The 13,337-nt window shown below is 36.3% G+C and carries 7 protein-coding genes; 6 read left to right on the forward strand and 1 reads right to left on the reverse strand.

Going from position 1 to position 13,337, the window contains the following annotated elements:
• The first annotated feature begins 355 nt into the window (after positions 1-355).
• The 3 genes from FJA49_RS02400 to FJA49_RS02410 all read left to right on the forward strand — a co-directional run bounded on the left by FJA49_RS02400 (position 356) and on the right by FJA49_RS02410 (position 6,425).
• Positions 356-2,266 carry an ATP-binding protein gene (locus tag FJA49_RS02400; protein WP_139998466.1) on the forward strand — a complete coding sequence of 637 codons (1,911 nt, stop codon included), beginning with the start codon at positions 356-358 and terminating at the stop codon, positions 2,264-2,266.
• Positions 2,267-2,563: 297 nt separating this feature from the next.
• On the forward strand, positions 2,564-5,584 hold the full coding sequence (locus FJA49_RS02405) for a sensor histidine kinase (RefSeq protein ID WP_158629433.1): 3,021 nt from the start codon (positions 2,564-2,566) through the stop codon (positions 5,582-5,584).
• Positions 5,585-5,660: 76 nt separating this feature from the next.
• Positions 5,661-6,425, forward strand: coding sequence for a LytR/AlgR family response regulator transcription factor (locus FJA49_RS02410; protein ID WP_139998470.1), 765 nt, complete (start codon positions 5,661-5,663; stop codon positions 6,423-6,425).
• Positions 6,426-7,146: 721 nt separating this feature from the next.
• Here the strand turns inward: FJA49_RS02410 and FJA49_RS02415 are convergent.
• Complete coding sequence (locus FJA49_RS02415; protein WP_139998472.1) at positions 7,147-7,551, reverse strand: hypothetical protein; 405 nt, start codon at positions 7,549-7,551, stop codon at positions 7,147-7,149.
• Between the two features lie 843 nt (positions 7,552-8,394).
• Here FJA49_RS02415 and FJA49_RS02420 point away from each other — a divergent pair.
• The 3 genes from FJA49_RS02420 (at position 8,395) to FJA49_RS02430 (ending at position 13,322) form a co-directional block, all read left to right on the forward strand.
• Positions 8,395-11,130 (forward strand): fibronectin type III domain-containing protein, encoded by a 2,736-nt coding sequence (locus FJA49_RS02420; protein ID WP_139998474.1) that lies wholly within the window; start codon positions 8,395-8,397, stop codon positions 11,128-11,130.
• 155 nt (positions 11,131-11,285) lie between these two features.
• Entirely contained in the window at positions 11,286-12,332 is a 1,047-nt protein-coding gene (locus tag FJA49_RS02425; protein ID WP_139998476.1) for a glycoside hydrolase family 130 protein, read from the forward strand.
• A gap of 54 nt (positions 12,333-12,386) precedes the next feature.
• Positions 12,387-13,322: a polysaccharide deacetylase family protein gene (locus FJA49_RS02430; RefSeq protein WP_139998478.1), complete on the forward strand. Its 936-nt coding sequence runs from the start codon at positions 12,387-12,389 to the stop codon at positions 13,320-13,322.
• Positions 13,323-13,337 lie beyond the last annotated feature (15 nt).

Consider the following 13,337-nt stretch of genomic DNA (forward strand, 5'->3'; position numbering starts at 1 on the left):
GAAAAAGAGTGTTTTAAACTATTCCAGAGAAGGCAACAGAAACCTGTTATATAATTATCGCCGACAAATGTAGTCAATGATTATTGATAATCAACGAAATATATTGTTTTATTTTAAAAATAAATAGGTATTGAAATCAATTCTAGAAAGATAGAGTCTGAAAAATAATCTTGTAGTGATTCCTATTTTCTAAAAACACGGAGAAATGAGCGCCTAATATCAGGTTATTAATTTATAAAATATTCAATTACAAGCCTTCGCATTGCAAAGAAACACCTATACTATTATTCCTACTTCTACAGAAAACTACTTCGCATTATTATAATCCTTATTTTTACAATCAAAAAATAAAAAGATGCCCAAACCATTCCCCACAAGACGCTTTTTACTTTCGGTCATATTTTTCTTTTGTTTTTCCCATTCTTATTCTCAAACAAAGGAAATACAAAAACTTCAAAAAAGCCTGCCTTCAGTAAAAGACAGTATTTCTTACGTCAATAAAATCAACCGTATCGGTATGTTGATGTACATGAAAAATGCTGACAGCAGTTTGATTTATGGTATGAATGCCCGTACGGTAGCAGCTCGAATCAATTATAAAAAAGGAGCCGTTGATGCAGAAAATGTTATCGGTATTTCATTAGCTTTAAAAGGACTCAGCAGAGAGGCTCTAAATATATTCAGTCAGGTACTGGCTGACTACCAAGAAATGGGCGACAAACCCAATACAGTCCAACTCTACATGAATTTAGCGAGTCTTCAGATGCAGGTCGGAAATCAACTTCGTGCCATAGAGTATAACAAGGAAGCTATGAGAATAGGAAAAGACATCCCTACCGACAGTATCATGAGCAGGGTTTATGCCAACTATTGCATGGCAAACACCCAACTTCCTGAAGATAGCGTCCACTATTATTTGGGAAGATCCAATCAAATTGGCGAAAGAATAAACGATAAGTCGTTACTTATTGGTAACAAGCAGATTCTTGGTATTTTTTATATGGTGCGTGGTTTAAGAGATAAAGCCTTGCCACTATTGGAAAGCTCACTTAAAGAGGCAAAAGAAGCCAAATTGGAACGATTAGAACTTCAAGGTCTTAACGCTATGGCCGAATATAACGCCACTAATCCGGAACTAGCCATGAAGTATATGGAAGAACAGATGGCAATAATAGAATCCAGCGGTTATGACGAATTAAAAGCGCCAGCCTTATTTTCAATGTTGCGGTTTGCCAAAATGATGGGCAATATTGATAAAGAGCGGGAATTAAGCGAGAAGATGATTGATGCACAACTAAGACGGCAGGCAAGTTTGCAAAAATTTATAGGAGACTACGTCCATTACTACCAATTACAGGAAAATAACAAAGATCTTGAAAGATCGCAGAAAGCATCGCAACAGAAAATCATGATGTTGACTATCTTTTCAATAATCTGCGGTATCCTGCTATTACTCCTATTCCGTGCTTATAAAAAAATCCGAACCGACTCCAAAAAGAAAGCTGCTTTATATGATATCATCGATAAGAAGAATGTTTCTTTGTCTGAAGCCGATGCCATGAAATCCAATCTGGTCTCGATCTTGGCCCATGATTTCCGCTCACCTCTTATTTCAACGCTCTACATGATTCGTTTACTGGAGCGAAATACAGAACTTACCGAATCTGAAAAAGAATCGTTTTACCTGACAATAAGTAGCGATATTTCCGGAACGCTGGAAAATTTTGATGCTACTCTGCAATGGATTAAGCGCCAACTGGGCGAATTCAAGATTAATTTTGAGACTGTCGAAATCCGTTCGCTCCTTGACGAAGCCATTAGCGGATACAATGCACAACTGAATGAAAAAGGCATTAATGTTATCAATAATGTTCCTGAGGGTATTTACGCTACTTCCGACAAAGAAATGCTACAATTCGTGAATAGAAACCTATTGTCAAATGCGTTGAAGTTTTCTCCAAAAGGAAAGACAATTGCCGTAGATGCGTTCAAAAACGGATCCGAGATTGTTATTTCTGTAAAAGATGAAGGCCCTGGATTATCAGACGGCCAGATAGAAAAACTGTTTTCTATAAGTAGCAAAGGCGGTTCGATGCATGAAGGCGCAGGTATAGCACTTTCGTTTAGTAAGGATTTTATCGTAAAACTTGGTGGAAGAATTTGGGCGGAAAACCGTAATATAGCGGGTAGTATTTTTAGCTACGCTGTTCCATCCAATCCGATTAGTAATAAAGCTATGGAGACACATTCCAAAATTGTAGCTTAATCATTACCAGTAGAGACAGGCAAAAAATAAAATACTCCCACAATTTACTTATTTGCCTGTCACGAAAAACTGGTAAGGGAGCGTATTCCCCCATCTTTAATAGTCCAAAGGTTTGAATTCTTTTCCATAACCTAAAGTGAGAAGTAGTAAGAGGTCGTATACAAGAATAACTGGTTAGTTTTTTAGGATAACTGGTAAAATCGCTTTTCAGAACATATTGTTATTTATTTGCGTAAAAAAACTTACTTTGCATAGTATAATTTATTTTTTATGCATTTCCGCATATCTATACTTTTTATGCTACTTACCGTTCAAGTGTTTGGACAGGATTATGCATTGAAAGAAGCGCAGATTCGGGATGGATTTAATACCTACCTGCTCTCAAGTTCTGCCTTTATTGACAAAGACCGCTTCATTTGGTATGCTACCAATCGCGATGGTGATTTTTATCGATTTGACGGGAAAAACAAGCTCCGATACCAATTTTATAAAGATGAAAACAGCTACGACGATAGCTTCTACCTATCTAATAATGCATGGATACAAGACCATAACAATATAATTTGGGCTGCCGAACTCGATAAGGTTTATATTATAGCACCTGGTAAACTTCAGGTAGAGCGTATCCAATATTCTACGGAAAAGCTAAGTTCTAAATCTTTTATTGCGCAAGACGAAATAAACAACCTTTGGATCAGCAACGGATCTCGATTCTTAATCAAAATTGCTCCCGACCGAAAGGCTACTCAGGTTACTCATCCTCTTTTGAAAAACGGAAAAGAAATTGAAATAATCAAGATTTTAGATAATGGCAAAATCTTCGCAAAATCGGGATATAACCTTTTTTATATAGATTCCGGAGGCATCCATTTTTTTGGCAATCTTCAGGCTATAGATAAAGATATCAATCCCGACTTTGCCGTTTTTGAAAATGGCAAAATTGCAACAGAAAACAGCAGTGGCTACTATAAGTACAACAACGTTCCTTATAAATATATCTATATAAAGAAACTAGACGTACAATTGTTTAACTATCCGTATGAGGAAAACTGTTTTTTAGGCAATTGCAGTTGGAGTACCAATGCTTTGGTCACTGATTCAAAATTGTATATAGCCAATGACGCAAATCTTTTCATCAATAACATCAACAAGAATTCCAATGAGATTACTACTTTAGATACGCTGCACTTTAAAAAGCAAATTTCTATATCCAATAACAACCATAGTCCTAATTTTATATGGATATCTACCTATGACGAGCTTTATAAGCTACTGATTATACCAAATAATTTTAAAAGGAGCCTGCAATTCGACGACAAGCAATACAGTACGAGAGGCATTATTTCCGATTCAAAAAACAATTTGTATATAGCCACATACGAAGGGCTTTACAAGCAAGAGAATGGTAAAAAACCAACGCAGCTTTCAATTAAGGGCGAGAAAAATGGTTTGTACGATATTCTCGTTTTAGAAAAAAATGACTCTATTTTATGGGGTTCTCAACAATACCATAGGATTAAAAAGGTAAATCTGATTACCCGTACTAAAAAAGACATCGAGCTTCCTAAAGGTTTCAAGATTGAATACATGAAGGAAAAATCGTCAGATGAATTGTGGATAGGTTCTAATAAGGGTCTATGCGTTTTCAATAAAAAAACGGAGGAAGTAAGTCCCTATCTGGAAGATGGTTATTATTTAGGAAATATTCCCGTTCTCGGCTTCATAGAAGCAAAAGATGGAAAGAAATGGATTGCTACACGCCAGGGGCTTTTCCTAAAAGAAAAAGGAAAAGATTTTATAAATTACCAGAAAATCAACCCATCCTTTGATTATAAAAACCTACAGACATTATACGAAGACAAGAAAGGCAACCTATGGATTGGGACAAATGGAAAAGGAATCATTTTCTTAGACTCAAAAACAAAACAGTTTAAAAACCTAACACAGTCTGACGGGCTTTCAAACAACATTATCTGCGGTATATTAGAGAGTAAAGATGCCATGTGGTTTTCTTCCTACTACGGACTTTCACGATTTGACAAACAAAAAGGTTTTTTTGCAGTGTATTATAAGGAAGATGGACTCGCTGATAACGAATTCAACACGAGGTCTTCTTATAAGAAAAATGACAGTGCTTACTATTTTGGAGGCCTGAATGGTATTATAGAATTCAATCCCGAAAAAATACAACTCAAAGGAAAACACCCTCACACCATTTTTTTATACAGCTCTACTTATTTTTCTAAAGAGGAAAATAAAAACGTAACCAATTACTTGAATATCAACAAAAAAACGATTAACCTTCCTTATAACAAAAACTATTTCTCAGCAGTATTCTCTATTAATGAGCTGTTTTATATCGAAAAGAACATTTATTTCTATAAAATTGAAGGACTTAGAAATGAATGGATTAATGCTGGAACCTCTGGTCTTGTTGAACTTCCCAGCCTGCCGCCCGGAGATTATGTATTACGGGTAAAAGGAAAAGATGCCAAGAATATTGAAACCATGAACGAAATAAAAATCAATCTTCATGTAGAACAAATTTTCTTCAAGACACCTCTCTTTATTTTCTTAATGGCACTTATAATCATAGGTTCTGTTATTTATTTCTTTATCAGGCGAAACCGAATACAAAAAAGATTTTTTGAAAGAGAAAAAGAAGTTAAGGAATTAAAATCCAGTGCTCTCCGAGCACAAATGAATCCTCATTTTGTATTTAACATCCTAAACAATATGCAAAGCGTGCTGATTCTGAAAGGAGAAGCCGAGGCAAACAAATATTTTGGAGCTTTTTCCAAAATTTTCAGACAGACACTCGACATATCCAGGCAGGAACACATTACACTCAAAAGCGAAATCGAATATCTTGACAATTATTTGCTGCTCAACAACCTTCAATTAAATAATGAATTAAAATATACCATAAATGTCCAAAATAGCATTAACGACACCAGCATGATATTTCTGCCCGGCATGCTGATCCAGCCTTTTGTGGAAAATGCAATCCTGCATGGACTTTCCCAAAAAAAAGACAAAAAACTAACTATCGATTTTTCTGTTGAAAAAGATTATTTGGTAATTGTTATCGAAGACAACGGAGTTGGTAGAGTCGCGGCTGCCAAATACGCTGAGAATAAAAAAGAAGCGTATAAATCATGGGCTACTACCATAGTTAACGAACGCATCAGTATCATGAACTATTCTAATAATGAGACGAAAGCCGCTATTTTAGACATTGATGATTTAGAAGAAAATGACACTATTTGCGGAACGCGCGTTACCTTAAAATTACAGCAGGCATCCAATGATTCTTAATTTTTGATTAATTATATAACTTTATTGGTACATCTGGAGAATATTCTTAACTTTAATCACCACCAAATTCAAGTATATGCACGCCCATAAAGCCCTCATAATTGACGACGAAGTCAACAATATTGCCTTATTAAAGCACTTTGTTACCAAATACTGCCTGAACGTAGAAGTAGTAGGAGAAGCCATGACTATAGCAGAAGCCGTTTCCGAAATCAATGACAAAGAACCGGATATTCTTTTTTTAGACATAAAACTAAACGAAGGCAATTCCTTCGAAATTCTTGATCAATTGGAAAACCTGAAAGCGCAGGTAATTTTTGTCACTTCTTATGACGAATATGCACTTAAGGCATTCAAATACAATGCTGTTGATTATATACTCAAACCAATCGTTATTGAAGACATAATATTGGCCGTAAACAAAGCCATAAAAAATATCGAACAGCAGGACTTTTTCGATTTTGGAAAGTTGACATCATTTAATAACGACTCTCAATCCCTTTCAGACAGTAAAGAATATATAGCTATTCCTTCTCTGGACAAGGTTGACATGGTTAAGAGCAACCAGATTACCTATATTGAGGCCGACTCAAAATATACTGTTTTCCATACCCAGGAAGGCAAAAAATATACCTCTAGTAAAAACCTTTTGAGTTTTGAAGAAACCATAGACAAGACTCGTTTCTTTAGGATCCACCACTCTTTTATTGTCAATATCGAACACTTGGTCACTATTATTAAAAAAGACGGAAGCTACTGTGAAATATCAGACGGTACGCTATTGCCTATTGCCAGGCGAAAGCTGGAAGACTTTCATCGTTTTCTTAAAATCAAAAATTAACCTCCACATTCCTGATTTTTCTTTTTCAAAAGGATGGTTTTTAGCTTCTTTAAAAACCACTTATCCTTCTATACTTCCAGTTATTCTTCACAGAGACCAGTTATTACTTTATGATTGATTATTCATTTATAATCAACAATCTTTGTGTAAGCAAAATTCAAAAAACAATTAGGATATTACGTATTAGCTAATATCTTGCGCTATAGGGTTCATCTAGCAGATATAGTGTCTCTCACTACGTTCTTAATAAAAGTTTAGTTTAGATAAAAATATCAACGAGGGACACTATATTACCTAAGAGTAGCAATACTACCAAGTATTCTAATAAGTCAATAAAAATACGACACCTATAAGAAAGTAGGCTTTATATTTTTTTCATAATGGATTATTTTGATCAAATGCAACAAGTTAGGGATAAATAAAAAAGCCGCTTTCTTTATCAAATCATAATAAAATAAGTGCCTCTAATAACTTCTTTAATCCTCAGATATGTTATATGAATGGTAGATTTGGGCTTCTATCTATTCAGAATATCCAGTTAAAGAGGCACTTTATAATAAAAGGAGGTTTCCAGCCAGTTTCATAAAATATAATTAAGTTAATTATGTAAAAAACACATCGTTATACACTTTGGTATAGGTAACCTCCCTTATTTTAATACAAATATTCTATTCCAAAATTTACAAAAAAAGCGTTCCTATTCAGAACGCTTTTTTATCCACTATTTCTTCATCAATTCATAAAAATCATCAAGAAAACCGGATATTTCTGCCACCAATTGCTTCTTGTCACGCCTTCTGACAGCAAGGCTCCATTTTTTTCCGGTTTTAGTTCGTACACAAAGCGTATAGGTTTTCAGATCATGCAATACAAATAGCAAAGCATAGGAAACAGCTAGTCCTATAGTCCAATAAAGCGATTCCAATTGTATACACAATACTATTAGAGGAAACAGGAAAATTAAAAGAATAATACGGGCAAGACCATGATAAGGTATTTTCTTTTTACCAATATAGAGGGAATTAAGTTCTTCAATACTAAACTCTTTATATTCGCCTATATAGCTTATCAATAAAGTAGTATCTCGAACAGTCAGATGTTGAGGTTTGGCTGGCGTAAAAGTCATATATATAAAATTTAAAGTTACTATTCATTATAACATAGGAGTTTCCTATCAAAGCATCCTATTTTTTGTATTTCACAAAAGATAAAATCCCGATTTATTTGCATAAACCGGGACCTAATAATCTGATTTTTTGTTTTGAAACAATAAATCTTCTAGGCATTTATCCCTGCTTTTTACGGCTTATTTAATTGGCTTATAACTTGGCTTATTTTTATCTTTTGCTTTGTTTGGTGCGCCCAGCGGGATCCGTACGAAGAACTTTACCCCTAAAACTCTTACGGCTTTCCCGCTTCCGCAACCTGAAAAAGCGGCTGTGCCGTGTCTACCACAATACAGCACCCATGAAGGACGAGCGTCCTAAAGAAACATGTTGAACCGGCTTTTTATCTTGTATTTTTTCATAATCATATACTAAAAACATGGCATCTGAAAACTATTTTCATGAGAAACCATAACCTTCATAAATAATCTACTTGCAGGCATGCCCCTATTCTGTCCAGAATATTTTAAATAGGCAGATGTATGTAATCCTAATGAATTGTAGATAGCCTGGGCTAGCCTTAAGATTTGAAAGTTTACAACTCTCAATCACTGATACAAAGATGGGAGGCATACTTATAACAAGATAGCAGAAAGTAGTAAGTGGCAGCATATAAGAATAACTGGTCATTTAGAGGGTTGAAACAAATCTTAACATAATGTTAGAACAGCCCGTTTTCCTTAAACTTCTCTTAAAACCGGCCGTCAAAAAAGCCTTCATTCTTTAACCCTAACTTAATCTTCTTCTAATTCCCAACAATTCTGACCAACCTACTTTTGTGCCATCAAACAACATAACACATCATGAAAAAAATCTACATTCTATTACTGCTTTTTGCAGGATGGATGGGCAAGGCACAAACCCTGTCGCCCTACTTGCAAGCTCCAACCACCAATTCAATTTATGTCAACTGGAAAACGGAGAGCAATCCGGAATCTATAGTAGAATATGGAAGCACACCCACTGCGCTTACCAATTCTGTTACCGGAACAAACAGCATATTTACGGATACCGGATATCCGAGCAATTACTATTACCACAGCGTAAAAGTAACGGGGCTTAACCCAAATACTAAATATTATTACCGTGTCAAGACCGGAACCAGCACTTCACAAACCATGTCGTTCAAAACGCTTCCGCTTCCTGGTCAAGCTGCCACGGCAGACGGCCACCTGCGTTTTTTGGTTCTGGGTGACAACCAGATGCGAAATGTTCCTCGATTTGATACGCTTGTAGCACAAGCCAAAAGAAAAATTGCAGAAAAATGGGGAATCACAGCAGATCCATCTGACAATATTGCATTGACAGTAATGGTTGGTGACCAGGTAGATGTTGGTACTTTAGATCATTATGAAAACGTACATTTTAAAAAGAACAAAGCTTTATCCGGTTACCTTCCAATTCAAACTTTAGTAGGAAATCATGAAACTTACGGTACATTAGCCATGCAGGCCTATTATGACCATTATGTGCTTGATGAAATGTCGTATAGAGGAATTTCATCAGGAACAGAGAATTATTATGCTAACCAAGTTGGAAATGTTCTTTTTATAGCGATGGATACGGAGCATACCGGAATCCAGCAATTGAACTGGCTGACACAGGTGGTACAAGCTGCCGATGCTGATTCTACAGTGGACTGGATTGTTTCCTTGGGACACAGACCTTATCAGGCGGAACAGTATGTTGGTGATATTTCCACCTGGATAAGAAATTCTGCTATGCCTATTTTGGTTACTTCTTCAAAACACATCTTGCATATTGGAGCCCACCATCACTTATACCACAGAGGTCAATTGAAAAACACGCCAACTTACCAGATTATTTCAGGAGGTGTGGCTTGGGACCAATATTGGGGAATGGCTGCTGAAAAAGATTATGATGACGTACAAAAAACAATTTCTAACTGGATGTATCAGATTATAGATGTTGATGTCAATAACGATACTTTTGAAGTGGAGTCCTATTCTATCGGAAGTGCCTATACCTGGAAAGACAATGAGCTTATGGATGTATTCCACCGTTATAAAGGATTGGATTCACCGCAACAGCCAACAATCTTAAATGATTTTAATGGTGGTGATGTAGAATTGCCACTTGAAATCTCAAGTTCTGCTTATACTACCACATCCAACCAATTATTAAACTCTACTGAATTTTTGATTGGAAAAACGGCCAATTTCGAAATCATTGAAAAGGATATTTATAGAGATTATGAAAACCTATATGGTCCATTAAACGGTCAGGTTGATGTATCGAAAGATGTCAATGCCGGAGTCGATATCACAAAGGTTAATTTGGCAGCCAATGAAATTCCTAACGGACAATACTTTGTAAAGGTGCGTCACAGAGACAGAAATTTGAACTGGTCTCCTTGGAGTGCTGTAAAATCTTTTAACATAACAAATAGTGGTTTTGCAAATACGCAAATTCAGCTGGATACTATTGCTTACCGACCAAATACTCCAATAAGTGTTTCTTTTACGGACGGTCCGGGTAACCAAAGAGATTGGATTGCTTTATACAAAGTGGGCCAAACACCAGGAAGTTCAAGCCCTTCACAATTGTGGACTTATGTAAACGGTCAGCGTAGTGGTACAGTTACTTTTAACGGTTTGACAGCGCCAGGAAGATATTATGCAACATTTTTAGAAAATGACGGTTATACGGAATTGGCAGGCAGAAAAGAATTTTATGTTGGCCCATTAGTAACGCTTTCTTCAAATGCTCAGACCTATGCTTCAGGTAGTCCGGTAACCTTGTCTTTTGCCAACGGGCCTCAACTTACCAATGACTGGATTGGAATTTATAAAGTAGGACAAACTCCTGGCGGACCAGCTTCAACGCAATGGCGTTATGTTACTACAACTTCCGGAAACTTTACGTTCAACAATTTGGCCGATGGTTATTATTTTGCTGAATATTTCCTTCAAGATGGTTATAACAGTGTTGGAAATAAAGTGTTCTTCCAGGTTGGAAACCAGATCACACAGCTAAATATCAACAAAACCATCTATAACTTGAATGAAAATATCATCGCTACATGGACAAATGCACCGGGAATCGTTAAAGACTGGTTAGGAATCTACCATGCAGGAGACGACCCGAATGTAGACGAATTGGTAAGCTTTACGTATTTTGAAGGACTTTCTGAAGGAACAAAAGTGATTCAGGACGACAAACTTCCAACTGAAGCTGGAGATTATTTTATCGTGATGTTTACAAACGACTCTTATAATGAAGTTTCTAACCGAATTTCATTTGTAGTTGAAGAAACATTAGGAACTGGAGAGTTTTCTTCTCAAAACGGGGTAAAAGTCTATCCTAACCCGGTAAAAGCAGGCGAAAAGACCTATATCAAATCAAAATATCCAATCGACCAAATCGATATGTTTGACATGACCGGAAACCTGTTCTATTCTTCAAAAAACATTAATGATTACAACTATTCGATTATCAACCAGAGTTTGCCTTCAGGAACTTATATATTAAAAATTCATTCCAATAAAGTGTATACCATTAAAGTAGTGGTAAACTAATCAAAAGTTATAAGCCTTTAATAGTGCAGAAGCCTCCATTAGGAGGCTTTTGTATTTTCAAAACATCACATTAGAAACTGGATTACTGTATTTTAGGATTCTATTAAGCCTATCCGAAAGAAACTTTTTGTAAATTCAGTTAGTAAAAAGTGATTATGAGAGATATTGCCAACCGATTTCCCGAAAATCCATTGCTCAGCCCTAAAGATCTGTCGGCCAGCAACGACCAGTTCCAGGTAATATGCCTTCTTAATCCGGGTGTTTTTGTTTATGAAAATAAAATCTGGCTCATTGTAAGAGTTGCCGAAAACATAGCCCAAAAAGAAGGTTCTATCTTCTTCCCTATTGTGGATGAAACAGGAGAAATTGAAATTCTCGAAATACTATTAGACGATCCTCATCTTATTGCTAATGATGCCCGGGTAATCAATTACAAAGGAAACGACTATCTGACTACTCTTTCGCATCTTCGATTGTTGAGCAGTGACAACGGTATACGTTTTCAAGAACCCGAAGACTATTCCATCTTATCAGGAATTGGACCTCTTGAAAAATTTGGCATTGAAGACTGTCGTGTCAGCAAAATAGGTGCTACATACCATCTGACCTATACGGCTGTTTCCAACAATGGCGTTGGTGTTGGTTTGCGGACAACAACCAATTGGAAAGATTTTGACCAAAAAGGAATGATTTTTCCGCCCCATAATAAGGATTGTGCCATTTTTGAAGAACTTATAAATGGCAAGTATTATGCCCTACATCGTCCCAGCAGCAAAGAAATAGGCGGCAATTATATCTGGATAGCCGAATCACCTGATGGCCTGCATTGGGGAAACCACCAGTGTATTATTAAAACCCGGGAAAATCATTGGGATAGCGCAAGAGTTGGTGCCGGAGCAGCTCCTATTAAAACAGAACACGGGTGGCTCGAAATTTATCACGGCGCCAATGCTGAAAACTTCTATTGTTTGGGTGCTTTTCTTATGGATTTGGACAATCCTTCAAAAGTAATTTCCCGCACCGTAGAACCTATCATGGTTCCTACAGAAGTCTATGAAACCAATGGCTTTTTTGGCGGTGTTGTTTTTACCAACGGACATATTATTGATGGAGACCGACTCACCATTTATTATGGCGCTGCCGATGAATTTGTTTGCGGTGCTCATTTTTCAATCAAGGAAATTCTATCTTTGCTGGAATAAGCATTTTTCTTATTTGTTTATTACTTTTCCCTAAAATCTGAATACAATCAAACAATGATACTTACCAAAAAATACGCCCTATTCTTACTATTCATCCTTTTACACACAGGCTTATATGCTCAAAAAGAAATCTCAATCACAATTGACGATCCAAACACCACTGTTACACCCAAGTTAGGATGGCAGGAACGAAATGATGCGATTTTAAAAACATTAAAAAAACACCGTATCAAAGCAGCATTATTTGTTTGCGGTATGCGGGTTGCCGACTCGAATGGGAAAACCCTATTAAAACAATGGGACGATCAGGGTCATATGATTTGCAATCATTCGTATTCGCATTTGTATTTCAATTCCAAATCAAATTCCTTTAAAAAATTCAGTGCTGATTTTAGCAAAGGCGATAGTATCATCAAACAGTACCGTCATTATTCTAAATATTTCAGGTTTCCGTATCTTAAAGAAGGCAATACGCTTGAAAAAAGAGATTCAATGAGAGTGTTTATGTCACAATCCAATTATAAAAATGGCGCAGTTACGATTGATGCTTCTGATTGGTATATCGATGCAGAAATAGCCAAAGCATTAAAAGAAAATCCTACTGCCGACCTGACTCCTTACAAAGAGTATTATATAAAACACATTCTTGATCGTGCTGGTTATTATGATTCTCTTGCAATGAGCGTATTCAACAGGCCTGTCAAACATACGTTACTGATTCATCATTCTTTGTTAAATGCTTTGTTTCTCGATGACCTGTTAGCAGCCCTCAAAAAGAATGGATGGAAACTGATTAATGCAGAAACAGCTTTTAAGGATACTGTATTCGATCAGACTCCAGATATTGTACCATGTGGAGAAAGTATTATATGGCAATGCGCTAAAAAAATAGAGACCATTTCTCCATCATTGCGTTATCCGGGCGAAGATGGCGAATATGAGAAAGTTCCGCTTGAAGAAGCCGTTAAAGCTTACAATAAGAAGTCCTGAAAATTTATTGATATA

It is taken from the genome of Flavobacterium microcysteis, assembly GCF_006385255.1.
GTDB lineage: Bacteria > Bacteroidota > Bacteroidia > Flavobacteriales > Flavobacteriaceae > Flavobacterium > Flavobacterium microcysteis.

What these genes read in the sequence shown, in the direction of transcription:
- FJA49_RS02410 (WP_139998470.1), top strand. Translation starts at nt 5,661, where the DNA reads ATGCACGCCCATAAAGCCCTCATAATTGACGACGAAGTCAACAATATT.
- FJA49_RS02430 (WP_139998478.1), top strand. Translation starts at nt 12,387, where the DNA reads ATGATACTTACCAAAAAATACGCCCTATTCTTACTATTCATCCTTTTA.
- FJA49_RS02420 (WP_139998474.1), top strand. Translation starts at nt 8,395, where the DNA reads ATGAAAAAAATCTACATTCTATTACTGCTTTTTGCAGGATGGATGGGC.
- FJA49_RS02400 (WP_139998466.1), top strand. Translation starts at nt 356, where the DNA reads ATGCCCAAACCATTCCCCACAAGACGCTTTTTACTTTCGGTCATATTT.
- FJA49_RS02405 (WP_158629433.1), top strand. Translation starts at nt 2,564, where the DNA reads ATGCTACTTACCGTTCAAGTGTTTGGACAGGATTATGCATTGAAAGAA.
- FJA49_RS02415 (WP_139998472.1), bottom strand. Translation starts at nt 7,551, where the DNA reads ATGACTTTTACGCCAGCCAAACCTCAACATCTGACTGTTCGAGATACT.
- FJA49_RS02425 (WP_139998476.1), top strand. Translation starts at nt 11,286, where the DNA reads ATGAGAGATATTGCCAACCGATTTCCCGAAAATCCATTGCTCAGCCCT.